The following is a 26741-nucleotide window of genomic DNA, read 5'->3' as shown; positions in this document are numbered from 1 at the left end:
TCTCGCACCCGCCGCCGATGATGAAAAGCGCTCTGGGCCGGGCAGAACGCGAAGCCGTGCCTTTCCTGGATCGCCCGGCTGCGGGTTCTCCCGCGGGGCGCGGACTCGACTCGGGTTCTTGCGGCGATTAGAACAAATAAAGAACAACTCTGCCGCACAATGCCACACCGCCGCATCCTCTCGCTCTGGTTTCCACGCCTCGGCGCCGAACGGGCGATCCGGGCCGAGCCCCTGTTGGCCGACCAGCCCCTTGCCATCGTCGAGCAGAACGGCCCGGCGCAGGTGCTGTCTTCGCTGTCCTTGGCCGCGTCAGAGGCCGGGCTGCATCCGGGCCAGTCTCTGCGGGACGCCAGCGCGCTGTGTGCCGGACTGGTCACTCGCCCCCGGCTGACCCACCGCGAGACCGCGTTCCTCGACGCGCTGCACCGCTGGGCGGGCAAGTTCTCACCCTGGATCGCGGCCGAGCCGCCGGATTCGCTGGTGTTGGACCTCACCGGCTGCGCGCATCTCTTCGGCGGCGAACCCGCTCTGGCCGAGGCGGTGACGCAGGACTGCGCGGATCTGGGCCTGACGTTGCGGCTGGGCCTGGCCGACACGCTTGGCGCGGCTTGGGCGCTGGCGCGGTACGCGGGCGCCGCGCCGGGCGCGCACCGCACCGGAGACGCGATCGAGCAGGAGGCCCGCGCCACCCGCTCCCGCGCCGGCAAAAGGCGGCACTGGGAGCGCGGCGGTGCGGCCCCCTCCGCCGCGCGGGTACCCGTGGCGCAAGGTCGGATCGCACCGCCGGGGCACGGCTCGAAGGCGCTGTCGCCGCTGCCGGTGGCTGCGCTGCGGGTCGACCCCGACACGCAGGCGCAGCTGGCCCGGCTGGGCTTGCGCCGCATCGGCGACCTGCTGGGCCAGCCGCGCGCCGGACTGGCGCGGCGCTTCGGGCGCGGCCTCGTCGATCGGCTCGACCAGGCGACGGGGGCGGCGCCGGAACCGCTCTCGCCCGCCGCAGCCCCCGAACGCTTTGCCGTGCGCCTGTCCCTGCCAGACCCGATCGGGTTGCGCGACGATGTCGAGGCCGCGCTCGACCGGCTGCTGGAACACCTCTGCGCCCGGCTGCGCGCCCGCGCCCACGGGGCGCGCGTCCTGCGGCTCGAGGCGTGGCGCTGCGACGGCACGATGAGCGCGCGCAGCGTGACCTCCGCGGTGGCCAGCCATGACGTCCCCCGGCTGAAACCCCTGCTGGCGATGAAGCTCGACGATCTCGATGCGGGGCCGGGCATCGACATGCTCCGGCTCGTGGCCACGCGGACCGAGCGGATCCACGACCGCGTGACCGCCGGCCATGCCGAGGCCGCCGCCCGTGCCAGCACCTCCGCCGCGTTCGAGGACCTGATCGGCCGGCTGGGCGCACGGCTCGGGATGGAGACGATCACCCGCCGCCACCCTGCGCAAAGCCACCTCCCCGAGAAAGAGGCCCTGACCCTCGCCGCCGCCTGGTCGGATCCCTGCGGCGACTGGCCCGCGCCCCCGGCACCGCGTCCGCTGACGCTGTGGCCCCTGCCCGAACCGGTACAGGCCCCCGACACGCCCGACCCGCCCGCCACGTTCCGCTGGCGCGGCCGCGACTGGACCGTCGAAGGCGCCACCGGCCCGGAACGCATCGCGGCGGAATGGTGGCTGGACGATCCCGCGTGGCGGTCCGGCGCGCGCGACTACTGGCGCATGGAAACTAACCGCGGCGACAGGCTGTGGCTGTTCTACGCCCACGGCGCGGGGATGTCCTCGGGCTGGTTCTGCCACGGCGCCTTTCCCTGACCCCGGCACACCGCCCGATGGGGGCCGACGGGACGGCGGGCGGGGCGACGTTACCGGCCGCAAAGGCCGGTGACGAGCGCCGGACGGCTTCCCAATCCCGCCGCGGCATGCCAGACAACCGCCGAAAGGATCCGCCCATGCCTATCGTTTCGCTCATCGCCGCGCCCGGCGCGCTCGATCCCGCGCTGGCCGAAAACCTGCGCAACGCCTGGGGCGGCGGCGCGGTGCAATGGCTCTCGCCGGACGAGGCCGCGGAATTCGCGGTGTCCGCCCTGACCGATACGTGGGAGGACACGCGCGCCACGCTTGCGGATAGCGTCGACCTGAACGCCCTGCCCGATACAGACCGGCGCAAGCGCATGCTGCTGGCCGACATGGACAGCACGATGATCTGCCAAGAGTGCATCGACGAACTGGCCGACGAGGCCGGCGTGGGCGATCGCGTCAAGGCCATCACCGCCCGTGCCATGAACGGAGAGCTCGACTTCGAGGGCGCACTGACCGAGCGCGTGGCCCTGCTGAAAGGCCTGCCGGAGACGGTGATCTCTCGCGTGCTCGACACCCGCATCACGCCGATGCCCGGCGGCGCCACGCTGGTCGCCACGATGAAGGCGAACGGCGCGCATTGCGTGCTGGTCTCGGGCGGCTTCACCGCCTTCACCACCCGCGTCGCGGCGGACCTGTCCTTCGACGAGCATCGCGCCAACACGCTGGAAGTCGCCGACGCTCTGCTGACCGGCACCGTCACCCAGCCCATCCTGGGCCGCGCGGCCAAAGTCGAGGCGCTGGAGCAAATCACCGCCCGGCTGGGCATCACCCCCGCCGAGGCCATCGCCGTGGGCGACGGGGCGAACGACCTTGGCATGCTGGGCCGCGCCGGGATGGGCGTCGCCCTGCACGCCAAGCCCTCGGTCCAGGCGCAGTGCGACCTGCGCGTCAACCACGGCGACCTCACCGCACTGCTGTACTTGCAAGGATACGCGCGCAGCGACTTCGCCTGAGGGCTAGATCCCTTCGGCCAGATCCTTCAGGATCGGGCAATCGGGCCGGTCGTCGCCGTGGCACGTCTCCACCAGGTGCCCCAGCGTGTCGCGCATGGCGCTCAGCTGGGCGATCTTCTCTTCGATCCGCGCCAGGTGTTCGCGCGCCACGCGCTTGACGTCGGCGCTGGCCCGGCTGTCATCCTCGTAAAGCGCCAGCAGAGTACGGCAATCCTCGATCGAGAACCCCAGCGCACGGGCGCGCGCCAGGAAGGCCAGCTTGTGCATGTCCTTCTGCCGAAAGGCCCGATAGCCGTTGGTGTCGCGCGCCGGAGTCACCAAGCCAATCTCTTCGTAGTACCGGATCGTCTTGGCCGGCAGCCCGGCCTTATCCGCGACTTCGCCAATATTCATGCCGCCGCCTCCTGAAGGTTTGCGACGGGCCGGGCCGGACCCTCGGCCAGCGCCGGCGCCGCGCGGCGCAGCCGCAGCGCGTTCGACAGTACGAAGACCGACGACAGCGCCATGGCGCCCGCCGCCAGCATCGGCGAAAGCATCATGCCCGTGGCAGGATACAGCAGGCCCGCCGCCACCGGGATCAGCGCCACGTTGTAACCGAAGGCCCAGAACAGGTTCTGGCGGATGTTGCGCATCACCGCTCGGCTGAGCGCCAGCGCGTTGACCGCCCCCGCCACCGCGCCGGACGACAGCACCACGTCGGCGCTTTCGATCGCCACGTCGGTGCCGGTGCCGATCGCCAGCCCGACCTCGGCCTCGGCCAGGGCCGGCGCGTCGTTGATGCCGTCGCCCGCGAAAGCCACGTCGCCGAAACGGTCGCGCAGGTGGCGGATCGCATCGACCTTGCCTTCGGGGCGAACCTCTGCCTCGACGTGGTCTATGCCCAGATCGTCGGCGATGGCCCGCGCCGTGGCACGCGTGTCGCCGGTGATCATTGCCACCTGAACGCCTGCCTCGCGCAGGGCGGCGACGGCGCGCCGCGCATCGGGCTTGACCCGGTCGGCTACCGCGAGGGCGGCGGCAAGCCGGCCGTCCACCGCGACCAGAACCGGCGTCTGCCCGCGCGCGGCGGCCGTTCCAAGCGCGTCGGCCAGCGGGCTATCGTCGATTCCGGCCTCGGCCATCAGGCGCGCGTTGCCGACCAGCACCTCGCGTCCCTCGACGACCGCCCGCAGGCCGGCGCCTGGCAGGGTCTCGACGCTGTCGGGTTCGGGCGCGGCGGGTGCGGCGCGTTCGAGCGCGCGGGCGATGGGATGGGCCGAGCCTCGCTCGGCCGAGGCGACCAGCCGCAGAACCTCGGCATCGTCGAACCCGCCGGCCATGGTCGAGGATGCGAGCTCGGGCCGCCCCTCGGTCAGGGTGCCGGTCTTGTCGAAGGCGACCACGCGGGCCTGCGACAACATCTGCAGCGCGTCGCCCTTGCGGAACAGCACGCCCAGTTCGGCCGCGCGGCCGGTGCCGACCATGATCGAGGTCGGCGTCGCCAATCCCATCGCGCAAGGGCACGCGATGATCAGCACCGACACGCCCGCCACCAGCGCCTGCGCCGGATCGCCGGTCAGCGCCAGCCAGACCGCCACGGTCACGGTCGCGATTGCCAGCACCACCGGCACGAAGATCCGCACCACCCGGTCGGCCAGCGCCTGGATCGGCAGCTTGGCGCCCTGCGCCTGTTCGACCAGCGCGATGATCCGCGCCAGCACCGTGTCCGAGCCGACGGCCGTCGCGCGATACCGCAGCGCGCCGTTGCCGTTCACCGTGCCGCCCGTCACCTCGGCGCCTTCGGATTTCTCGACAGGCACCGGCTCGCCGGTCAGCATGCTCTCATCCACATAGGACGCACCCGAGACGACGACGCCGTCGACGGCGATCCGCTCGCCGGCGCGGGCGTGCAGCACGTCGCCCAGGGCAACGTCAGACACCGGCACCTCGGCGACAACGCCTTCGCGCTCGCGCCGGACGGTGTCGGGGCGCAGCCCCATCAGCTTGCGGATCGCGGCGCCCGTGCGCCCCTTGGCCCGCGCCTCGAGCAGGCGACCCAGCAGGATCAGCGTCACGATCACGGCGGCGGCCTCGAAATATACCGCGCGGGCCGTTTCGGGCAACAGGCCCGGCGCGAACAGGACCGTGGTGGAATAGCCCCAAGCCGCCAGCGTGCCCAGCGCGACCAGCGTGTTCATGTCGGGCGCGCCCTTGGCCAGCAGCGGTAGACCGACGCGGAAGAACCGGCGCCCGGGGCCGATCAGCACCGCCGTCACCAGCAGGAACTGGGCGAGCCAGACCTGCCACGTGCCGGCCATACCGTGCAGCCAGTGATGAAAGGCGGGCACCGCGTGGCCGCCCATCTCGACCAGGAAGACCGGAAGGGTCAGCGCGGCGGCGATGTTGAAATCGCGGCGCAGGACGGCCGTCTCGGCGCGCCTGCGCTCTTCCGCCGCCTCGGTGTCGTCGCCCTCCAGCTGTGCGCCATAGCCCGCGTCGCGGACGGCGTGCGTCAGTTGCTCGGACGTGACTGCGCCTGACAGCACGCGCACCAGGACGGTGTCGGTCGCCAGGTTTACCTGCGCATCCAGCACACCCGGCAGAGCCGTCAGCGCACGCTCGACCCGGCCGGCGCAGGACGCGCAACTCATGCCTTCTATCGCCAGCGTGATGCGGGCTTCCTGCGCCGGATAACCGGCCTGCTGCAACGCATCGCGCAGCGCCGCGGCATCGGCGCCACCTGCCACGGTGGCACGGTGGCTGGCGATACTGACGGACGCGGCCTCGACCCCCGGCACCCCCGCAAGCGCGCGCTCGGCGCGACCGGCGCAACCCGCGCAGGTCATGGAGGTGACGTCGAACTGGATCTGCTGTGCCATGGCCGGACCTTATGTGCACGGATATTTTCCGCCACATAGGGCTTCCAGTAGCCGGAAGGTCAAGCGTCCAGTGCGCGTTTCCTTCTCAAGGGTCGACCCAGCACACGGGCGCGACAATCCTCGCACAGCAGGGGCAGGCCGAACCGGGCGGCGGCCTGCAGCAGCGGCAGGAACGCCAGTGGCGAGACGAGGAATTCCGCCTCGGCCAGCGCGACCTCGCGCCGCTGTTCGGCCGCGGCCATGACGAAGCGGGCGATGGCAAGCTCGTCCTCGGAGTATCCCTCGGCGCCCTCCTGCAGGAGGACGGGCATGCGCCACGCATGGTGGTCGAGCAAGCTGCGCAGTTCGAAGAACGCGATCAGGCAGGACCGGGCGCGTGACTCGCCGATCGTACCGCACAGCTCGTCCCACAGCACGTCAAGCATGGCCGGTCCCGCGGCCCATGCACGCAGCACGGCGATCACGCGCCGTTCGGGCCGCCGCATGACCCCCGCCTTGGGCACACCACCGACGCTCATGCAGCGCTTCCAACGGAGGGACGATTAAATGGTTGGGCACAGGCAGACATGGCGGGCTCCCGAAGTACACTCACAAATTCCTGACTATTTCAGTCGGTACTGTCAATCCCGGTGCGCGGCGCTTACGCGGTGCCGCCGATCCCGGCCTCTGCCTCGATCTGGCGGCGCGACTTCCTCGCGCGCTCGGAGGCCGATTTGAGCTGCCCGCAGGCGGCCATGATGTCCTCGCCCCGCGGGGTGCGGATGGGCGAGGCGTAGCCGGCCTTGTAGATGATGTCGGCGAAGGCGGCGATCCGGCTCTTGTCGCTGCGCTGGTATGGGGCGCCGGGCCATTCGTTGAACGGGATCAGGTTGATCTTCGCGGGTATGCCGGCGATCAGTTGCACCAGCCGCCGCGCATCGGCGTCGCTGTCGTTCACGTCCTTGAGCATCACGTACTCGAACGTGATCCGCTCGGAATTCGACAGCTTCGGGTACTCGCGCAGCGCGCCCAGCAGCGTTTCGATGTTCCAGCGCTTGTTGATCGGCACCAGTTTGTCACGGACCTCGTCGGTCGTGGCGTGGAAGCTGACCGCCATCAGGCAGCCGATCTCTTCGGCGCACCTGGCGATCTCGGGGACGACGCCGCTGGTCGACAGGGTGATCCGCCGGCGCGACAGGGCGATCCCCTCGCCGTCCATGGCGATCTTCATCGCGTCACGCACGTTGTCGAAGTTATACAGCGGCTCGCCCATGCCCATCAGCACGATGTTCGACAGAAGGCGCGGGCCGTCTTCGCCCGTGCCGGTGCCGGGCGCGGGCCATTCGTCCAGGTCGTCGCGCGCCAGCATGACCTGGCCGACGATTTCGGCCGCGGTCAGGTTGCGCACCAGCCGCTGGGTGCCGGTGTGGCAGAACGAACAGGTCAGCGTGCAGCCGACCTGGCTTGAGATGCACAGCGTGCCGCGCCCTTCCTCGGGGATGTAGACCGTCTCGACCTCATGCCCGCCGGCGATGCGCACAAGATACTTGCGCGTACCGTCCGCGCTAACCTGGCGCGACACGATCTCGGGCAACGCGATCTCGAACCGCTCGTCCAGCATGGCGCGGTAGGACTTGGACAGGTTGGTCATCGCACCGAAATCGCGCACGCCCCAGTGATAGAGCCATTGCCAGATCTGGTTCACGCGCATCCGCGCCTGTTTTTCAGGCGTGCCGGCTTCGACCAGCGCGGACTGCAGAGCCGGCCGCGTCAGGCCGACAAGGTTCACCTTGCCGGTTTCGGGCGACTTGCGGGGAAGGGTCACGACGTCCTGCGTGATCGGCGCGCTGGCGGACATGCATCTGTCTCCGGAAAAAGGAAGGCCTGCTCATACAGGATTCGGCGCGGAAACCAAAGCCCCCGCGCCGACATGGCGGATCTGCAATTTCTGGCGCGCCCTCAGCCTTGGCGGGCGCGAGTGGTTACGACGAGCAGCGCTGCTCGGCATCCTCAACTGCGGCGGTGAAGCCCAGAAGCGAGAACGTGTCCTTCGTCTGCGTCCCGCGCGACGAGCGCGCCGTCAGGACCGCGTCGGTGCCGCGCTTCATCGCGGCGACCATCTGCGCGTCGTCCTGCGGCGAAGCGGGCCAGGCCCACTCGCCTTCGGTATACATCTCGAATTCGGTGCCGCCGATGTTTACGTTGACGGTCGAGCCGTTGGCGAAGGGATAGCCGCCGGTGAAAGCCACCTGCCCGGAGACGTCGGCCTCGGGGCGGAAGAACACCATCAGCAGGATCTCGCCGCGGTTGACCGATACCACGCGCCCGTCCTTGGTGTTCACGCTTTCCTTGAAGGTGGTCACCGCCCAGCACTCGCGCGGGTCCTGCCCTTCGAAGACCGACCAGTCGGTCATCGCATCGACGCGGTTGGTGCTTTCCTCTTCCTGCGCGAACGCACCGCCCGCCAGGATCCCCAGCGCCGCCGCGCCTGCCACGATCGTCCGCCCGAACGCCGATATCATGCCTGCTGCCTCCAGCCTTTGCTGCCTTGAATCCGCGGGATGCGGTTGCACCGCACCACGCGACGCGCGATGTTGCCCTCGCTCAACGGTGCGGACAATACCGCGAAATCGCTGCGAAACGAAAGCCCCGTTGGCGGATTGTCGCCAGTTTGTGAGAGGCCTGCATGTCCCGTTCCCCCCATCCCCTCGTCGAGATCCATCGCGGCCCGCTGGCCGAAAGCGTCCATGCCGGACACGCGGTGATTTGCGACGACACCGGCGCCGTGCATCAGGCCTGGGGCGATCCGGACGCGGTCGTGCTGCCGCGGTCCTCGGCGAAGATGATCCAGGCGTTGCCGCTGGTCGCTTCGGGAGCAGCGGACGCTTTCGGGATCGACCCGCGCCGGCTTGCGCTGGCCTGCGCATCGCACCAGGGCGCGCCGATCCATGTCGATGCGGTGAATGCCTGGCTGGCCGAACTGGGGCTTGACGACGACGCGTTGCGCTGCGGCGCGCAGGGCACGCGCGACCCCGACCTGAAGCTCGCGATGATCCGCGCGGGCGAAAGCCCCTGCCAAGTACATAACAACTGCTCTGGAAAGCACGCGGGCTTCCTGACCCTGACGAAGCACCTGGGCGCCGGACCCGAATATGTCGAGCCCGACCACCCGGTGCAGCGTGCCTGCCTCGAGGCGTTCGAGACCGTCACCGACGAAGTCAGCCCCGGTTTCGGCATCGACGGCTGTTCGGCGCCGAATTTCGCCGGTTCCATGACCGGCATGGCGCGCGCGATGGCGTGGTTCGCCACAGCCCACACGCGCGACGACGCGCTGTCGAAGGCGGCTGCCCGACTGGTCGAGGCGATGATCGCGCATCCAGAGATGGTCGCCGGCGAGGGCCGCGCCTGCACCCGCCTGATGCGCGCCGCGCGCGAACCGGTCGCGCTCAAGACCGGTGCCGAGGGGTTCTTCATCGCGATCCTGCCGCAGCGGGGCCTGGGAGTCGCGCTAAAGATCACCGACGGTGCGACGCGGGCGGCCGAATGCACGATCGCGGCGATCCTCGTGCGGCTGGGCGTGCTGAACGCCGCCGATCCCGAGGTCAAGGCGTTCCTGAACCCCGAGATCCGCAACTGGCGCGGTCTTCTTACCGGCGAGATCCGCCCGTCGACGGACCTTCTGAAACTGGCCTAGGCGCGGTGTGCGCGCCGAGCCTCAGCAGATCCTCGACCACCGGGTTCGGGAACCGGCGCGGCACGGTGATGGCATAGAAGGCCTCGATGATGTCCAGGTCGAAGGGCACTGCGCACAGCCGACCTGACGCCAGTTCGTCGGCCACCACGACCTCTGGCGCGATGGCCAGCCCCGCGCCTTCGCGCGCCAGCAGGCGGACCATCGCCATGTCGTCGACCTCGGCGGCGATGCGGGGCGCGATGCCCAGCCGGGCGATCAGGCTGTCGAAGCCGGTGCGGATCGGGCTTTCCGTCGGCAGGATCACCGGCTCGGCGGACAGCAGGCTGTGCAGGTCCGGGTAATCCACGCTCGCCGGCACGCCGAACAACCCGACCTTCTGTTCCGCCAGCCGGTGCGCGACGATGCCGTCCAGCACGTCCCGCGCCGGAGGCTCGGTCGTCAGCACCACGTCCAGGTCCAGCGTCCGCAGCCCGTCCAGCAACACCGCCGCGCCGCCCGAGCGCAGGATCACCTCGACGTCGCCGCGGTCCAGGACCGGGCGCAGGAATTGCAGCTGGAAGTTCCGCGACAGCGTCGACAGCGCGCCGACGCGCACGGTGGCCCGCGGCGTGCCGGTCTGTGCCAGCGTCGCCACCAGCTCTTCTCCGACGCCGAAGATCCTGTCCGCATGGTCCAGAGCGATCCGCCCGGCCTCGGTCAGCACGAGGCCGCGGCCCTGACGCAGGAACAAAGGGTGGCCAAGACGTTCTTCCAGCTTCCGAATCTGCGTCGACAGCGCGGATTGCGACAGGTTCAACCGTTCCGCCGCACGGGTCAGCGCCCCTTCATGCGCCACAGCGCGGAAGTAACGCAGGTGATGATAGTTCAGCTCTGCCATCGTTTCGATTTATAGAACACTTCCTGCGAAACAATGTATTTTTCAAGAAGCCTGTCGACAGCTACACCCGGCCGGAACCCGTCGGAAGGAGCGCCGCCCGTGACATCGCTGACCTATCTTGCACCTCTTGCCCTGCTGGTTGCAACGGCATGGCTGACATGGCGGCCCGCCGCGCGGGGCGACAGACGCCTGCGCATCCCCGAGTATGCGGCACTGGCCGCACTAGGCACCGGGGTCGCGATGGCCCTCCTGTTGATCGCACACGGGCCGCGGACCGGCGCGCTGATCGGCGCGGGCGGCGTGGGTTTCGCGGCGCAGATCGACCTGCTGAGCACGGCGATGACGCTGACCGTCTCCTTCGTCGGCTGGGTGGTGCTGCGGTTTTCGCGCACGGCGCTGGACGGCGAGGCCCGGCAGTCGAGGTTCCTTGCCAACATGACGCTGACGCTGGCCTTCGTCCTGCTGCTGGTGACTGCCGGCACGCTGCTGCAACTGGTGCTGGCATGGGCAGCGGTGGGCCTGTCGCTGCGCGGCCTGCTTCTGTATTACGGCGACCGGCCGCGCGCGCGTCGCGCCGCGCGCAAGAAGGCGGTCAGCGGCGCGCTTGGCACGGCCGCGCTGGTGCTGGCAGCCGCAGCGCTCATGCAGGGTTTCGGCACGGCCGACATCGCGGAAATCAACGCGCAGGCCCGCGCGGGCGTGGCGCCTTCGGGGCTGTGGTTCGCCGCAGCGGCACTGGCAGTCGCGGCGATCTTCAAATCCGCGCTGATCCCGACCCACGGCTGGCTGACCGAGGTCATGGAGGCGCCCACCCCCGTCTCGGCCCTGCTGCACGCGGGCGTGGTGAACGCGGGCGGCTTCCTGCTGATCCGCTTCGCGGACGTGCTGATCGCGGCGCCGGGCGTGCTGGCCGTGCTGGCGCTGATCGGCGGCTTCAGTGCCCTGATCGGGGCGGCGGTGGCACTGACCCAGACTACGGTCAAGACCGCGCTGGCATGGTCGACCTGCGGGCAGATGGGCTTCATGGTGCTACAATGCGGGCTGGCGCTGTTCCCGCTGGCGCTGCTGCACATCGTGGCGCATTCGCTTTACAAGGCGCATGCTTTCCTGGCCTCGGGCGGTGCGGTCGAGCAGGTGGCATCCACCCGCAAGCCGGGGCCGGTCGCGGCGCCGAGTTTCGGGGCGGTGATGCGCGCCTTCGGCATCGCGCTGGTGATCTATGTCGTCATCGGGCTGGGCTTCGGCTTGGCCGACAAGTCGGCGCAAGCCGTTGCGCTGGGCGCCATCCTGGTCTTCGGCGTCGCATACCTGATCGCGCAGGGCCTGGCCGACGCGGCGCCGGCCGCGCTGACATGGCGGACGGCCGCGATGTCGGCGGTGGCGACGGCCGCCTACTTCTCGTTCCAGACGGGAATGACCGCACTTGCGGGCGGCAGCCTACCGCCACCGCCCGCGCCCGACGGGCTGGTCTGGGCGGTGATCGTGCTGGCGGTCGCCAGTTTCGGCCTCGCAGCGCTGGCACAATCGACCTTCCCGCTCTGGGCGCGGCATCCGGCATCCGCCGGGCTGCGGGTGCACCTGATGAACGGGCTTTACCTCAACGCGCTGGCCGATCGAATGACCGGCCACTGGACCCCTCGGAAAGGCTGAGACGATGTCCCACCAACGCATGACCTTCCCCGGCCCGGTGCTGCAGCTATTCGCCGCGGCCGAGGACGCGATCGCGCAGATCCCGCCGGCCTTTCCGCTGACCGCGACCGTGGCCGTGAACCCCTTCCTGGGGCAGGCCAATGAAAGTCGCGCGATGGCCGCCGCACGACTGGCGCGCGCGGGCGGCGTGCGGGTGACGCAGGAGCGCTCACGCTACGCCGCCATGATCGCCGACGGCCTCATCACCACGCCCGACCTGCGCGCTGCCGCGACGGCAGCCGGGCTGACCGAGGCCGATCTGCGCACCGCCGCCGATGCGCCCTCGCCCGCAGTCCACGCGCTGCCGATGGTTGCCGACCTCGCACGCGAGGCGACCGGAACCGACTGGCCGGAATTCGTGGCTGACCGCTTCGGGTTGTGGGCCTCGGCGCATTTCGACCGGGGGCAGGCATTCTGGCCCGCCCTGTCGGGGGGCGCCTTCGTGTCATGGCGCGCCTTCGCGTCGCGCGACCTGACGGCCGGCATTGCCGGCCTGCCCGGGTTCAACGCGCACGTGGCGGACCTGCAAGGGGACGCGGCCGAAGCGCTGTCGGGCGCCTGCGCGACGCTGGGGATCACCGCCGACGCGGCGCCTCTGTATTTCCACCGCCTGCTGATGAGCCTGGGCGGCTGGGCGCAATACGCCCGGCATCTCGGCTGGCTGGCCGAACGCGACGGCAACCGGGACGGCACGTGCTTCGCCCTGCTTGCCATCGCCGCCACCTGGGAGGCGGCCCTGCTGGAACGCTGGGGCGACCGGATCGCCGACGCTTGGTCCGATGCGCTCGAGAGCTATGCCGCGCCGGTCGCGCCGTCGCGCGACGACCTGCTGGACGCGGCGCTGCAGGATGCGGCCGACCGCGCAGCCGAGCGCCGGCTTGCAGAACAACTCGCCGCGCCGGGAAACGATGCCACGGACGAGCGTCCCGCCCTGCAGGCCGCCTTCTGCATCGATGTCCGGTCCGAGATCCTGCGCCGCGCGCTGGAAGCCACCGATCCGGGGATGCGGACCATCGGCTTTGCCGGCTTCTTCGGCTTGGCCACCGCGCACCGGGCCGCCGGCTCGGATCTGGTCGAGGCGCGCGCGCCCGTGCTGCTACGGCCCGGCGTCGCCTCGCATGACCTTGTGGGGGAATCTTCCGACCGGGCGCTGCGCGTCAGACGACGGGCCGTGCGCGCGTGGGGTCGGTTCAGGATGGCGGCCGTGTCCGCGTTCGCTTTCGTCGAGGCGGCAGGACCGCTTTACCTGGCCAAGCTTCTGCGCGATGCCACCGGGCAGCCGCACCACCACGGGCCCCAACCCATGCCCGCGATGGAGTTGCCGGTGCCGGATCGCGTCATTGCGGCCGCGACGGTGCTGCGCGCCATGTCCCTGACCAAGGACTTCGCGCGCCTCGTGCTGATCTCCGGGCACGGATCGCACGTGACGAACGCGCCGCATGCCTCGGCGCTGCAATGCGGCGCCTGCGGCGGCCATGCGGGCGACGTCAACGCGCGTCTTCTGGCGGCGCTTCTTAACGATCCGGCGGTGCGCGCGGGACTGCCTGAGCAAGGGATCACGGTGCCCGACGACACGCTGTTCATCGCCGGCCTGCACGACACCGTCACGGACGAGGTCACACTGTTCGAGGATCGCGGGCTGGCCAGTCATGCGGATGATCTGCGGCGCCTGAAGGCGACGCTCGCCAAGTCCTCGGCGCGTGCGCGGACCGAGCGCGCATTGGCTTTGCCGCGGGCGGCGGACGCCGCCGCGCTGCTGTCGCGCGGCCATGACTGGGCCGAACTGCGCCCGGAATGGGGGCTGGCGGGCTGCAGCGCCTTTATCGCCGCGCCGCGCCAGCGCACCGCCGGGCGGGATCTGGCCGGTCGGGCCTTCCTGCACGATTACGACTGGCACAGGGACGATGGCTTCAAGGTCCTCGAACTGATCCTGACCGCGCCGGTCGTCGTGGCCAGCTGGATCTCGCTGCAGTACTACGGTTCGGCCGTGGCGGGGGACGCGTTCAGCGCAGGCAACAAGCTGATCCACAACGTCACCGGCGGCATCGGCGTGGTCGAGGGCAACGGTGGGGCGCTGCGCGCCGGGCTGCCGCTGCAATCGGTCCATGACGGCGATGCGCTTCGGCACGAGCCGCTGCGCCTGACCGTGGCGGTCGAAGCTCCGCGCGAAGCGATCTCGGACATCCTGTCGCGCCACGAAGGCGTCGCACGGCTGTTCGACAACGGATGGCTCGCGCTGTACGCGATGGACGATGCGGGCCGGCTGGGCTGGCGCTACGGCTCCGACGGCTGGAGCGCGATCGAATGTGCGGAGCCCAAGGCCGCCTGACGCGCTAGCCGGCGCGCGCCATCCGCTGCCGGGATGCGCGCCGCGTCTCGGCCTGCCGGCGGAGGAAGGCCAGCACGAACAGCGCCGACAGGATCAGCACGATCGTCGGCGCCGGCGCGCTGTCGATGTAGAAACTGGCATAGGTCCCCGCCAGCATCGAGGCCATGCAGACCGCCACTGCGACGACCAGCATCCGACCGAAGCTGCGCACCAGCAGGAAGGCGATGGCGCCGGGCGCGATCAGCAGCCCGATCGCCAGGATCAGCCCGACCGAGGACAGCGTCGCGACGATGGTCAGCGACAGCAGCGCCAGCATGCCGTAGTGCAGCGCGTTCACATGCAGGCCCGATGCCTGCGCCTGCGCCGGATCGAAGCTGTGCAGCAGCCAGTCGCGCCATTTCAGCACGAGCACCCCCGCCACCAGCGCTGAAATCCTGCCCGAGAGCCAAAGGTCGCCCGGCCCCACACCCAGCATGTTGCCGAAGAGCACGTGGTCCAGATGCATTCCCGTGTCGATCGAGACGTAAAGCACGATTCCCACGCCGAACATCCCCGAGAACACCACGCCCATCACAGTGTCCTGCTTGACCCGACTGTTGTCGGCCAGGAAGCCGGTCGCCAGCGCGCATGTCATGCCGGCGGCGAAGGCTCCGACGATCAGCGGGATGCCTGCGATGTAGGCCAGCACGATCCCCGGCAGCACCGCGTGGCTGACCGCGTCGCCCATCAGCGCCCAGCCCTTCAGCACCAGGAAACACGACAGCAGCGCCGCCGGCACCGAAACCAGCGCCGCCATGAAGAAGGCGTTCTGCATGAAGGGCAGCAGGAACGGCAGCGTCAGCGTGTCCATCATGTCCTCGGGACCTCTCGTGCCAGCGGCACCGCACCTTGCCCCCGCCCGGCGCCATCGCGGCGGGCGTCGCGCGCCCGGGCGCGGGTGGCCAGCATTCCGTGTTTCGGCGCGAAGACGAAGGCCAGCAGGAAGATCGCGGTCTGCAGGCTGACGATGATACCGCCCGTCGCCCCGTTCAGGAAATAGCTGGCATAGGCGCCGACGAAACTCGTCGTAGCGCCGATGGCGACGGAAAGCGCGATCAGCCGCGGGAAGCGGTCGCACAGCAGGTAGGCCGTGGCGCCGGGAGTCACCAGCAGCGCGATCACCAGGAAAGCGCCCACCGTCTGCATCGCCGCCACGACGCTGGCCGACAAGAGCACGAAGAACACCCCCTTGAGCAGCCCGGTCCGCAGGCCGATCGTGCGGGCATGCGTCTCGTCGAAGAAGGTAACCATCAGGTCCTTCCACTTGGCCAGCAGGATCGCCAGTGTCACGAAACCGATGATGGCCAATTGCAGCGTATCGCCCGGCGTGATCGCGAGAATGTTGCCCATGGTGACTGTCTGCAACGACACGGCCATCGGGTTGATAGACATCAGGAAAAGCCCAAGTCCGAAGAAGCTGGTGAAGATCAGGCCGATGATCACGTCCGCCTTTAGTCCCGAGCGGTCCGACAGGAACAGCATAGCGCCCGCCGCCAGCCCGCCGGCGAGGAATGCGCCCAGCGCGAAGGGCAGCCCCAGCATGTAGGCGCCCGCCACGCCCGGCACGACCGAGTGGGACAGCGCGTCGCCGATCAGCGACCAGCCCTTGAGCATCAGGTAGGCCGACAGGAAGGCGCACACGGCGCCTACGAGGGCCGAGACCCATATGGCATTCGTCATGTAGCCGTAGGCGAAGGGCTCCAGCAGCACGCTCATCGGTCGCGCTCGGCCTTCTGCGTCGTGTCGCCGTATTGCACGAATGGACGTTCGTCGTCGGTCAGGATCGTCAGCGCGCGTGCGTCCTCGTCATCGTGCAGGTCGCCACCGCCCAGCGTGAACTGCCGCAGCACACCGCCGAAGGTGCGTTCCAGATTCTCGGGGGTGAAGGTCGTCTCGGTCGGGCCGTAGCCCAGCACCGTGTTCTTCACCAGGATCGTCCGGTCGCAGAATTCTGGGACCGAGCCGAGGTTGTGCGTCGAGACCAGCATCACGCGCCCCTCGTCGCGCAGGTCGCGCATCAGGGCGACGATCTGCTCCTCGGTGCGGACGTCGACGCCGGTGAAGGGCTCGTCCAGCAGGATCACCTGCCCCTCCTGCGCCAGCGCACGCGCAAGGAAGACGCGCTTGCGCTGGCCGCCCGACAGCTCTCCGATCTGGCGGTGGCGGTAGTCGGACATGTTCACCCGCGCCAGCGCCTCGTCCACGGCCTTGCGATCCGCCGCCCGCGGCCGGCGAAGAAAACCCATGTGCCCGTAGCGACCCATCATCACCACGTCCTCGACAAGTACCGGGAAAGCCCAGTCGACCTCTTCGCTTTGCGGAACGTAGGCGACGAGCCCGCGCTTCAGCGCCTCGCGCACGGGAAGGCCGAGGATGCGGATCTCGCCCTCGGACGCGGGGACGAATCCCATGATCGCCTTGAACAGCGTCGACTTGCCCGCACCGTTGACGCCGACCAGAGCAGTGACGGTGCCGCGCGGGATCGCGAAGGTCGCGTCCCACAGGGCGGTGTGACCGTTGCGATACGTCACCGTCACATCGCGAGCCGAGATGCCGGTTGCGGCGCCGCCTTCACCGTTGCGATCGGTAGCAGGGATCGTGTCGCGCATCCTTTGCCTTTCGGACCCATCGGTCCTGTCATCCCGCGGCCGGCCCGCGGGCTCCGGTCTTCAACGCGGGAAGGATCAGTCGGATCCGGCCAGCCCGTCCACGATGGTTTCGGACGTCACCCGCAACAGGTCCAGATAGGTCGGCACCGGTCCGTCGGTTTCGCTGAGCGAGTCGACGTAGAGCACCCCGCCGTACTCCGCGCCGGTTTCCCGCGAGACCTGCTGCGCCGGCGCAGTGTTGACCGTGCTTTCGCAGAACACGGCTGGCACGTCGTTCTCGCGAACCCCGTCGATCACCGCGCGTACCTGCTGCGGCGTGCCCACCTGGTCGGCGTTGATCGGCCAGAGATAGAGCTCACGCAGCCCGAAGTCGCGCGCGAGGTAGGAAAACGCGCCTTCGCAAGTCACCAGCCAGCGGCGCTCCTCCGGGATTTCGGCGATCCGGTCGCGCAGCGGCTGCAGCGTATCGCGCAGGCGCTCCTTGTAGGCCTCGGCGTTGGTGGCGTAGGTGCCGGCGTTGTGCGGGTCGGCCTGCGCCAGTGCGGTGGCTATGTTGTCGATGTATATCAGCGCGTTGTCCAGCCCCATCCACGCGTGCGGGTTGGGCATGCCTTCGTACGAGCCTTCGCCGATCGGGATCGGGTCGATCCCCGCGCTTACCGTGACCGACGGCACGTCGCGCAGGTTCCGCAGGAACTGCTCGAACCACAGCTCCAGGTTCAGCCCGTTCCACAACACCAGGTCCGCGTCCAAGGCGCGCACGATGTCCTGCGGCGTCGGCTGGTAATTGTGGATCTCGGCGCCAGGCTTGGTGATCGAGACAATCTCGGCCGCGTCGCCGGCGACGTTGCGCGCCATGTCTGCTATGACCGTGAAGGTCGTGGCCACCTTCAGCCTGTCGCTGGTCTGCGCCGCGACCGGCAGCGCGACGCTCAGCGCGATCGACAGGACAAGCATGCGCGGCAGGATCACGTCGGGCCTCCTTCGGCAGGTTCACTCTCAGTTGATATTGAAAGTCGCTCGCAAGAGTCAACAAGTTGCGACTTATTCGCAAAAAGTCTTCGTCAAGTCGGCCTCACGGCGCGCGGCCGATCGCCTCCTTCGCCTTGGCGATCAGTAGGGCGCGGGGCACTGGCTTGGACAGCAGCTGGTGCCGCGACAGTACATCGCCGCTGCCAATCAGCGAAGCTTCGCGCGGGTAGCCTGACACCAGAACGACCGGCATCTTCGGAAAGTCGCGCTCGACCCGCAGGGCGAGGTCCGGCCCCTGCACATTGCCGCCCATGACGATATCGGTGATCAGCAGATCAAAGCGGGCCCCGCCCTCGAGGAGGGCCAGCGCCTCGTCGCCCGACCCAACCAGGGTTACGGCGAAACCGGCCTGTTCAAGCTGACGCATCATCACGCGGCCTACAGCCTGCTCATCCTCGGCCAGAAGGATCGATCCGGTCCCGGCGGCGTCGCCTGCGCCTGCCGCAGTGGCGGTTTCCCGTTGAACCGGCGCGATGGCTGGCAGCAGGATCTGTGCGGTGGTGCCCACGCCGGGCTCGCTGGACAGGCGGCAGGTGCCGCCCGATTGCTTGCAGAAGCCCAGGACCGACGGCAGCCCCATCCCCGACCCTTCGGTCATGTGCTTGGTGGTGAAGAACGGATCGAAGGCGCGGTCCATGGTTGCCGCATCCATACCCGACCCGTCGTCGGTGACCGAGATCGAGACGTAGCGCCCCGGAACCAGTTCTTCGCGCGGCCGTTCGGGGCTGTCCTCGCCTGTGATGCGCAGGTTCGCCGCTTCGATGCGCAACGAACCGCGACCACCCATGGCGTCGCGGGCATTCAGCGACAGGTTGAGCAACGCATTCTGCAGCCCGTCGGGGTCGACCCGGCTGTGCCACAGCGCGCGCTCGCTGCTGGACGTAAGCTCGATCGATTCCGGCAGCACGCGGCGCAGCATCTGCGCCGCTTCGCGCAGCGCCGCCGCGACGTCCAGGTCCACCGGCCTCAGATGCGAGCGCCGCCCATAGGCCAGCAACTGCTTGGTCAGGTAGGCGCCGCGCCGGGCCGCGGACAGCGCATCGCTTTCCAGCTGGGGCCGCTCCTCCGGGGAGGTGTTCGCCATCAGTTCGAGGTTGCCCATCACGACACTGAGGATGTTGTTGAAGTCGTGCGCGACGCCGCCCACGAGCCGACCCAGCGCCTCGAGCCGTACCGCGCGCGAGCGGGTTTCCTCGACGGCGCGCAGCTCGATCTCCTTGCGTGCCAGCGCGCGCTCCAGCGCCAGACGCTGGCGATCGCGCTGGCCGATTTGCCGCGCGATCAGCGCCAGCAGCAGGATCGACGACGCGATCGCGAAAAGCGGCGGAACAAGATCGATCGGGCGCGGCCGCAGCGCCGCCGAGGCGCCGAACGGTACGCTGAAGCCCGGCAGATCGATATCGGCGAAGCGTCGGTCGCTCAGCAGGGGAATCGCGCCGGGCGTCGATCCGGGGTCCAGATCGACCACAAGCGGCGCGCCTTCGGCGATCCCGATCGTCACCGTGAGGTCGATGTAGTCGAACAGGGGAACGTGATAGCCGAACAGGGATTCCGGCGTCAGTCCGGCCGCGATCACGCCGGCCGGAATCTCCGTACCGGGGCCGGAGCGGACCGTCGAATGGGGGTGGACCAGCAGGAAGCTCGCCGGAGCCGACGGCTCGTCCTGGGATAGAACGACCGGCGCGCTCATTGTCGTCGCCCCAGTTTCCATCGCCCGGCGCGCGGCCGCGTAGCGCGGCGGGCTCGACCCGAAGTTGAAGCCGACGACACCTGCCCGCGCGCCGGCCGGTTCGGCCATGATTACCGGCATCAGCGGCCCGCCGCCATATGGCGGGAATACCTTGAAATCCGGATAACCGGCGCCGCGATAGGCGGGTGCCAGCGCGGCGGTCAGACTGTTCACATCCGCCAGCGTGCCGTCGGGAAAATGCGGGATCAGCGCGATAGCGCGCTCATGCCGACGGCTGGTCGCTTCGGCAGTTTCTTCGAATATGGCGGCGAAGTCGGTCGGCGTCATACGATCGGCGCGCTCGATGACCGAGGCCATGGCCGACAGGCGCAGCGCGACGCTGGAAAGGGCCAGTTCCAGTTCGCTGTAGGCTGCCTCCATTTCGACCAGAGCCTCGACCCGCCGCTCGTACCAGACGTAGAGGGTCGCAATCAGTGTCATGACAGTGACGAACAGGAGTGCAAACAGCCAGTATATCGCGCTTGGCCGGGCGGGGTGATCCCAAGCCTCGGCCGTCACGGAGCGATGCCCGTGCGAGACGCCGGCCGATACGCGGTGCATAGGCTCCGGATCGGGAGGCTGAGGAGGCACAACCGCAACATGTCGCGGGCCAGTATGAAGCGCCGCAGTCGCGAAACAAGCGTTTCGTAGGCCAAGGCACCATAGCGGCCAAGCGTCGGGGGCCGCTAGAGAAATTGTGCCAGAGCTGGTCGCATCGACGCGTGCTCGGCACCGTCGCACTCCGAATCGGCCGCCGGGTCCGCCTGAGTGGTATCTCGTCAGGGGCTACCGGACTGCGATTTCAGGCGATGCTGCCCCTGCCCCATTGCGCGATGATCCTGTCGGCCAGGGCGTCCATGCCGTCGGCGGTGATGTCAGGCTGCCGCATGTCCGCCACCGACAGCACCGCGTTGCCCGGACGCCGGACGAATGCGCCGGCGCAGCCGACGGCCTGCGCGCCCAAAACGTCCCAATGGTGGCAGGCGATCATGCAAAGGTCCTGCGGCTCGACTCGCAGTTCGTCTGACACGAGGCGATAGCATTCCGGCGCGGGCTTGAAGCGGCCGACCTCGTGCACGCTGAACGACCGGTCGAAGAACACCGCCAGCCCGGCGCGCTCCAGCGGGGTCGGCGCCGGGCCGGGAGCCGAATTGGTGAGCGTCACCAGCCGGAACCCCGCGTCGCGCAGCTTTTCGAGCGCCGGCGCCACGTCGGGCAGTGCCGGCATCGTCGCGATGTGCGCCTTCAGGTCGTCGACATCCGCGTCCGATATCTCGATACCCCGGGTTTCGGCAACCATGCGCAGCGCGGGGCCAGCCAGTTCACTGAAGGGTGCGTAGAGTCCCGACAAGGTCATCGCTTCGGAGTATAGGATCACCTGCGCGAACCAGTCTCGCATGACGTGCGCATCTGCGAAGATCCGGCCGAAGACCGGCTCGAGCGTCGTGAGATCGAGCAGCGTCTCGTTGACGTCGAAGACAAGGATGGAAGGGTTGCGCGGTTCGGACATGGATCACTCCTGTTGCGGTCGCAGGCGGGCCCACCGGACGCAGTGCGCGGTCAAACCACGCCAGGGCCGGTTTTTTGAGCTTCAACTATTCTACCGTCGACGCAAGCCGCGGTTCCGTGTGACGCGGAAACCGGAGGAGGCAGACCCCGCGAACGAAAGCGGCCCCCGGAACACCGGGGGCCGCTTCATGGTCAGGCTGCGCGGCGCCGACGGGGGCGGCCGCTGCGTGCCGGTGCCTGCCCGTGCGCCGCCTTGGGCTTGCTCGGGGCGCCACGTCCTCGGCCGCCACCGCCGCCGCCCTTGCCGCGGCGCGCGTTACGCTCGGGTTCGGGACGGGTGCCGCGGGCGACCGGAAGCTCGGTCTTCATCAGCTTCTCGATCTGGACCAGCAGGTCGACCTCGTCCGCCGCGCACAGCGCGATCGCCTCGCCCTCGCGCCCGGCGCGGGCGGTCCGGCCGATGCGGTGGACGTAGTTCTCGGCCACTTCCGGCAGGTCGTAGTTGATCACGTATGACACGCCCGGGATGTCGATCCCGCGCGCGGCGACGTCGGTGGCGACCAGGATGTTGGTCTCGCCCGACTTGAAGGCCTTGATCGCTCGGTCACGCTGGCCCTGGCTTTTATTGCCGTGGATCGAGGCGGCGTTGAAACCATCGGCGACCAGCCCCTTCATCAGCTTCTCCGCACCATGCTTCGTGCGCGAGAAGACGAGCGTCAGCGCCTCGGGGTCGTTCGACAGGATCTCGCGCAGGCGCGCGGGCTTGTCGGCCTGAGGCACGAACTGCACGGACTGGACGACCTTGTCGGCGGCCTTGCCCGGAGGGGCGACCTGCACGCGGCGCGGATCCTTGAGATACGCGCGCGACAGTTCTTCCATCTGCTTCGGCATGGTGGCCGAGAACAGCATGGTCTGGCGCGGCGTACCCAGCTTGGGCGCGATCTTGCGCAGCGCGTGGATGAAGCCGAGGTCCAGCATCTGGTCGGCCTCGTCCAGCACCAGGTGGCGCACGGTGCTCAGGTCGACCGCGCCGCGGTCCATCAGGTCCATCAGCCGGCCCGGAGTGGCGACCAGAACGTCGGTGCCCTTCAGCAGCGCGTTGATCTGGCGGTTGATCGACTGGCCGCCGACCACGGTAACGACGCGCAGCTTCGTGCCTTCGGCCAAGGGCCGCAGGTTGTCGGCGATCTGGTTGACCAGCTCGCGCGTCGGGGCCAGCACCAGCGACCGTGCAGTCTTGGGCGCGGGCTTGCTGGACTGGGCCAGCAGGTGGTCGATGAGCGGAAGGCCGAAGGCCAGCGTCTTGCCGGTGCCGGTCTGGGCGAGGCCCAGGATGTCGTGCCCTTCCAGGGCCAGCGGAATCGCCTGGTTCTGGATCGGGGTGGGTTCATTGAGGTTGGCGCGCTTCAGCGCCGCGGAGAGTGTCGGCGCAAGGCCGAGCATGTCGAAATCGAACAAGCGTTATCCTTCATGACCGCACGGATGCGGCCCGTTGCAAGGCTGCGTGGCACGCAGCCCCATGAGGGTTCGCGGGACCTCTGGACGACCGGGTGTGTCCCGGGCCGTCTGGCCGTCGCGTCAGGAACCCTGCGTGATGGGGAACTGAAAAAGGTGTGCGCTGATGGCCCCTTGGGGCGCGGCATGCTCACGCGGCAGCGCAGCGACACCGCTCATGTGGGGCATCGCGGCCCTTAGGTCAAGGGAAATGACGCCGGGGTCAGCCGCGGGTCAGGAGGCGCGTGTCGGCGGGGCGGGTGCGGGCGCCGAGAGACCGACCTAGTACGCCTTGTCGGACCCTGCGGTTTCGGCGAATTCCGCGAACAGATCCTCGGGCGCGATCCCGCGCTTTTCCGCGCTGGCGCGCACCGCGTCGCGCAGCGCCTTGCTGCGGCGCACGAGTCGGCGAAAGCGCGTCTCGTCGAGGATCAGCAGTGTCGACGGCGCGATGGCGCGCACCTCGGTGCGGGGCGCCCTGTTCAGCAGGATCGCCATCTGGCCGAACATCTCGCCGCGGCCCAGCCGCCAACTTTGACCGGCGCTTTCCAGCTCGACCGCGCCCGAGGCGATAAAATACGCGCTTCTCGCGGCAGTCTCCTTGCGGACGATGATCTCGCCCGCATTGACGTAGCGCGTTTCCAGCGCCCGGCCGAGGCGCTTGAGCACAGCATCGTCAAGCTCGGCGAACAGCGGGAATTGCCGCACGAGGTCGGGCCGGCGCAGCGTGATGTCCAGGCGCGGGCGCTCCTCGGCCGCGGCGCGGCGCGCGTCCAGATCCTGCGTCAGCGCGGCGTAGACCTCGGCCCCTACAAGGCCGTCATCACGCATGGCCGCGTATTCGCGTTCCTCCAGCCGCAGCGCCGTGCGCCGGATGAAGCGGCGTTCCAGCTCATCGGCGTAGCCTGGATATTGCAGGCGCAGTCCCTCCAGCGCGGTCTCGACCGCCTCGACGCGGCGGGCAAGCAGGTCGTGCAGCAGCTCGGCCACGCGCTTTCCGTGAATGCGGCGGATGCGCCCGTCGATGAAGGCGCCGAGGTCACGCAGGACCAGCCGCTGCGACAGCAGCGCCTCGAACCGGTCGGCTGTCAGCTGCACCAGCGGCCGCGAAAGCCCCAGGCGGTTGTGCAGCAGAAGCGCTGCGCGGAAGGCGCGGCCATAGGCGACGCTGCGTCGTGCCGCGCGCTGATACCCGCTGCGCCCGTTCGCGCGCGCTCCCTCGATCAGCCGATCCGCGTCCGACAGCACCCGTTCGGCCATGCGCGACGAGATCGTGCGCTCGCGGACCCGCGCAAGGATGCTGTCGCGCTCGTGCCCCGCGAGCGCGATCAGCCCCAGCGTGATCCGGTCGCGGTCCAGGATGTCGGCGCTGTCCTCTGCCGATTTCACCGCAGCGCCCAATCGGTCGCCGAAGCGCTTGGCCTCGGAGCGTACGATGTCGTGGCCAAGCTCGTAGTTCTCGGTGGTGCGCGCCACGTCCTCGCGCACGGTTTGAAGCGCCACAGCGACCACCTGCCGCGACAGCGCCTCGTCCAGCGGCGACAACCGATCCAGCCCCAAGCGGCCGATCATCCAGCGCAGCGTCGTGCCCTGCACGATCAGCGTGAACAGCGTGAAGCCGGTGGCGAGAATACCCACCACGCGCTGGATACCGTCGGGCACCCGGAAGCTTTCGGTCACCGCCAGCGCCAGCGCCAGCGTCACCGCCCCGCGCAGGCCGCCCCACAGGATCGCCGCGCGGTATGGCCGCTCGACCGGCGGCGACAGCCGCAGCCTCGCCAGCAGCGGCAGCAGGACGAACAGGATCACCGCACGCGCCGCCACCGCGGCCAGGATCACCACGCCAACTAACAGGAAGTCTCCAACCCGAGCATCCTCCAGCAGCCGCGGGATCAGCAGCGCCGCGAGAATGAAGATCAGCGCCCCGGCCCAATGCGCCAGGACGTCCCAGATCTCGCGCAGGTTAGCCCAGGATTGCGGCGGCAGGCGCCCCGGCCCCGCCAGGTTCAGCGTCAGCCCGGCCGCGACGACCGCGATCACGCCCGACGCGCCGATGCTTTGCTCGGCGATGATGTATGCAAGGTAGGGCAACGCGACCGAGATCGAGATCTGCGCCAGTTCATGCCGCGCGAACATGGCCATGACCCAGACCGCGAACCGCGCCGCCAGCCAGCCGGTGAAGGCGCCCCCGGCGATCAGCAGCGGGAATCGCGCCAGCGCGTCACCCAGCTGCGGGTCGGGGATGCCGAGCATGACGAATCCCATGAACAGGCCGAACAGCGCGATGGCGGCGGCGTCGTTCAGCAGGCTTTCGCCCTCGATGATCCGCGCCAGCCTGCGCGGGGCCGAGATCGATCGGAAGATCGAGACCACCGCCGACGGGTCGGTCGTGGACACGATCGCGCCGATCAGCAGGCACGCCGCGAGCGGCAGCGAACTGGCCCAGGACAACGCATAGCCGACACTCAGCGTCGCCACGACCACCGCGACGACCGCCAGCACCAGGATCGGCACCCAGTCGTCCAGCATCCGGCGCAGGTTCATCCCCAGCGTCGCCTGGAACAGCAGGGTCGGCAGGAAAACGTACAGGAAGACGTTCGACCGGATCGGCAGCCCCAGGATCGCCTCGGCCACGGGGTTCAGCGCGTCCGTCAGCTCGGTCCGCAGGAAGAAGATCGCCGCGACGCCGATCAGGACGCCGAGCACCGCGAGGATCACGCTGAACGGCAGTCGCAACCGCGCGGCCAGCGGCTCGGCCGCGCCGATGACGAGGAAAAGCGAGGCGATGACGGTGGTGATGAGAACGATGTCCATGATCCTGCAATAGCTGGAAGTTCAGGCACGGGAAATCGCTCGCGCATGCACATTTGCGCGCCGGGGCTCCTTCCATGCCCGCCACGGCGCGGACAGCGCCGAAAAGGGCGTCGCCTTCGCGACCGGCGGATTCTATAAACGCCGGGGGCGTCCGCCCGCGGCTTCCACGGTCCGTCTTTGCCAGACACGCGGGGCTCGGGGCAGGACGTTATTCGAAGGAAGCCGGGCGGGGCGATCGGAAACTAGAATGCGGAACGCAACGTACGGGACTGCGCTGACCCTGATGCTGGGCTGGCTGCTTTGGATCGGCAAGCCGGTGTTGCTGCCGGTGCTCGCTGCCGTAATCTCGGTCTACGTGCTTTTGACCGCGGCGGCCAGCATGCGCAAACTGCCAGTGGCCGGGCGTCTGCCGCCCTGGGCCCGCCGCACGGCGATCCTGCTGGCCTTCACCATCGGGACGGTCCTGCTGTTCATCCTCGTCATCAACAACGTCGCGCAGGTCTTTTCCGCCCTGCCGCGGTACGAAACCAATCTGGAGGCGGTCATCACCCGGGTCGCAAGCCTGCTGCGCATCGAGGACGAGCCGACGTGGGAAAACCTGCGCCGCGCCACGCTGGACCGGATCGACCTGCGAAGCTGGGTTGCCCCTGCGCTGCTGTCGCTTCAGGGCTTCGGCGTGACGCTGTTCCTGGTGGTGCTGTATGCCAGCTTCTTCATGGCGGAACGCGGGCTCATGGCGCGCAAGGTCGTGATCGCGATGGGCGGCGAGGAGCCCGGTCAGCGCGCCCTGTCACTGCTGGCGCGCATCAACGAGCGGATCGGCGACTACCTGTTTGTCAAGACGGTCGTGAACATCATCCTGGGGGGGGCGTCGTTCGCGATCATGCTGGTTCTGGGGATCGAGTTCGCGCTGTTCTGGGCGGTGCTGATCGCCTTTCTCAATTACATCCCCTATTTCGGCTCGCTCTTGGGCGTGCTGTTCCCGGTCCTGCTGAGCCTCGCGCAGTTCGGCACGTTCTGGATGGCGGGCGTCGTCATGGTCAGCCTGTCCGCGGCGCAGATCTTCATCGGCGCCTATCTCGAACCACGGATGATGGGGCGCGCCTTCAACCTCAGCCCGTTCGTGGTGCTTCTTGCCCTCGCCTGCTGGAGCACACTATGGGGCCTTCCCGGCGCGCTGCTGGCGGTGCCGATGACGGCAAGCCTGGTGCTGGTGCTGGCGGAGATAAAGATGACCCGCCCAATCGCGGTGCTGCTGTCGGCCAGCGGAAAGGTCTGACGG

General features: G+C 69.0%; 20 protein-coding genes. 6 read left to right on the top strand and 14 right to left on the bottom strand.

Annotated features, from left to right (window positions below; genetic code table 11):
• Window positions 1-159: 159 nt before the first annotated feature.
• Both BLW27_RS13760 and serB read left to right on the top strand, forming a co-directional pair.
• Complete coding sequence (locus BLW27_RS13760; RefSeq protein ID WP_089883964.1) at window positions 160-1806, top strand: Y-family DNA polymerase; 1647 nt, start codon at window positions 160-162, stop codon at window positions 1804-1806.
• A 137-nt stretch (window positions 1807-1943) separates the two neighbouring features.
• The gene (serB, locus tag BLW27_RS13755; protein WP_089883963.1) at window positions 1944-2807 is read left to right on the top strand and encodes a phosphoserine phosphatase SerB; all 864 of its coding nucleotides are present in this window, start codon (window positions 1944-1946) and stop codon (window positions 2805-2807) included.
• Window positions 2808-2810: 3 nt separating this feature from the next.
• On the opposite strand, the gene cueR is transcribed toward serB, so the two are convergent.
• From cueR to BLW27_RS13730, 5 genes are all read right to left on the bottom strand, one after another.
• Entirely contained in the window at window positions 2811-3200 is a 390-nt protein-coding gene (gene cueR, locus BLW27_RS13750) for a Cu(I)-responsive transcriptional regulator (protein WP_089883962.1), read from the bottom strand.
• Window positions 3197-5665, bottom strand: a complete 2469-nt coding sequence (locus BLW27_RS13745; protein ID WP_089883961.1) for a heavy metal translocating P-type ATPase — start codon at window positions 5663-5665, stop codon at window positions 3197-3199. Before BLW27_RS13745 ends, cueR begins: the two co-directional genes overlap by 4 nt.
• 59 nt (window positions 5666-5724) lie before the next feature.
• Window positions 5725-6183, bottom strand: coding sequence for a hypothetical protein (locus BLW27_RS13740; protein ID WP_245710884.1), 459 nt, complete (start codon window positions 6181-6183; stop codon window positions 5725-5727).
• Window positions 6184-6305: 122 nt separating this feature from the next.
• Entirely contained in the window at window positions 6306-7502 is a 1197-nt protein-coding gene (rlmN, locus tag BLW27_RS13735) for a dual-specificity RNA methyltransferase RlmN (protein WP_089883960.1), read from the bottom strand.
• A 124-nt stretch (window positions 7503-7626) separates the two neighbouring features.
• Window positions 7627-8166, bottom strand: coding sequence for an invasion associated locus B family protein (locus BLW27_RS13730; protein ID WP_425429296.1), 540 nt, complete (start codon window positions 8164-8166; stop codon window positions 7627-7629).
• Window positions 8167-8330: 164 nt separating this feature from the next.
• Here BLW27_RS13730 and BLW27_RS13725 point away from each other — a divergent pair, with 164 nt between their 5' ends.
• On the top strand, window positions 8331-9338 hold the full coding sequence (locus BLW27_RS13725; RefSeq protein ID WP_089883959.1) for an asparaginase: 1008 nt from the start codon (window positions 8331-8333) through the stop codon (window positions 9336-9338).
• On the opposite strand, the gene BLW27_RS13720 is transcribed toward BLW27_RS13725, so the two are convergent.
• Window positions 9292-10215, bottom strand: coding sequence for a LysR family transcriptional regulator (locus BLW27_RS13720; protein WP_089883958.1), 924 nt, complete (start codon window positions 10213-10215; stop codon window positions 9292-9294). The genes BLW27_RS13725 and BLW27_RS13720 overlap by 47 nt on opposite strands.
• A gap of 99 nt (window positions 10216-10314) precedes the next feature.
• Here BLW27_RS13720 and BLW27_RS13715 point away from each other — a divergent pair, with 99 nt between their 5' ends.
• Together BLW27_RS13715 and BLW27_RS13710 are read left to right on the top strand one after the other, a co-directional pair.
• Window positions 10315-11865 (top strand): proton-conducting transporter transmembrane domain-containing protein, encoded by a 1551-nt coding sequence (locus BLW27_RS13715; RefSeq protein ID WP_245710883.1) that lies wholly within the window; start codon window positions 10315-10317, stop codon window positions 11863-11865.
• Between the two features lie 4 nt (window positions 11866-11869).
• Entirely contained in the window at window positions 11870-14233 is a 2364-nt protein-coding gene (locus tag BLW27_RS13710) for a YbcC family protein (protein ID WP_089883956.1), read from the top strand.
• 4 nt (window positions 14234-14237) lie between these two features.
• Here BLW27_RS13710 and BLW27_RS13705 read toward each other — a convergent pair whose 3' ends face one another.
• From BLW27_RS13705 to BLW27_RS13670, 8 genes are all read right to left on the bottom strand, one after another.
• A complete protein-coding gene (locus tag BLW27_RS13705) occupies window positions 14238-15086 on the bottom strand; it encodes a metal ABC transporter permease (protein ID WP_089883955.1) in 849 nt (282 codons plus the stop codon).
• Entirely contained in the window at window positions 15083-15988 is a 906-nt protein-coding gene (locus BLW27_RS13700; protein WP_089883954.1) for a metal ABC transporter permease, read from the bottom strand. Before BLW27_RS13700 ends, BLW27_RS13705 begins: the two co-directional genes overlap by 4 nt.
• Entirely contained in the window at window positions 15985-16881 is an 897-nt protein-coding gene (locus BLW27_RS13695; RefSeq protein WP_089883953.1) for a manganese/iron ABC transporter ATP-binding protein, read from the bottom strand. Before BLW27_RS13695 ends, BLW27_RS13700 begins: the two co-directional genes overlap by 4 nt.
• Before the next feature lie 75 nt (window positions 16882-16956).
• The gene (locus tag BLW27_RS13690) at window positions 16957-17838 is read right to left on the bottom strand and encodes a metal ABC transporter substrate-binding protein (RefSeq protein ID WP_089884017.1); all 882 of its coding nucleotides are present in this window, start codon (window positions 17836-17838) and stop codon (window positions 16957-16959) included.
• Window positions 17839-17956: 118 nt separating this feature from the next.
• The gene (locus tag BLW27_RS13685; RefSeq protein ID WP_177177907.1) at window positions 17957-20083 is read right to left on the bottom strand and encodes a CHASE domain-containing protein; all 2127 of its coding nucleotides are present in this window, start codon (window positions 20081-20083) and stop codon (window positions 17957-17959) included.
• Between the two features lie 361 nt (window positions 20084-20444).
• Window positions 20445-21152: a haloacid dehalogenase type II gene (locus tag BLW27_RS13680; RefSeq protein WP_089883951.1), complete on the bottom strand. Its 708-nt coding sequence runs from the start codon at window positions 21150-21152 to the stop codon at window positions 20445-20447.
• 191 nt (window positions 21153-21343) lie between these two features.
• A complete protein-coding gene (locus BLW27_RS13675; protein WP_089883950.1) occupies window positions 21344-22609 on the bottom strand; it encodes a DEAD/DEAH box helicase in 1266 nt (421 codons plus the stop codon).
• A gap of 318 nt (window positions 22610-22927) precedes the next feature.
• Complete coding sequence (locus BLW27_RS13670) at window positions 22928-25459, bottom strand: cation:proton antiporter (protein ID WP_089883949.1); 2532 nt, start codon at window positions 25457-25459, stop codon at window positions 22928-22930.
• Window positions 25460-25706: 247 nt separating this feature from the next.
• On the opposite strand from BLW27_RS13670, the gene BLW27_RS13665 reads away from it, so the two are divergent.
• The gene (locus BLW27_RS13665; protein ID WP_089883948.1) at window positions 25707-26738 is read left to right on the top strand and encodes an AI-2E family transporter; all 1032 of its coding nucleotides are present in this window, start codon (window positions 25707-25709) and stop codon (window positions 26736-26738) included.
• Window positions 26739-26741: the final 3 nt, after the last annotated feature.

The sequence above is a fragment of the Citreimonas salinaria genome, assembly GCF_900107235.1.
In the GTDB taxonomy this organism is placed as follows: Bacteria; Pseudomonadota; Alphaproteobacteria; order Rhodobacterales; family Rhodobacteraceae; genus Citreimonas; species Citreimonas salinaria.
Note: the sequence above shows the minus strand (reverse complement) of the source record. Positions and strands in the feature narration are given on the sequence as shown.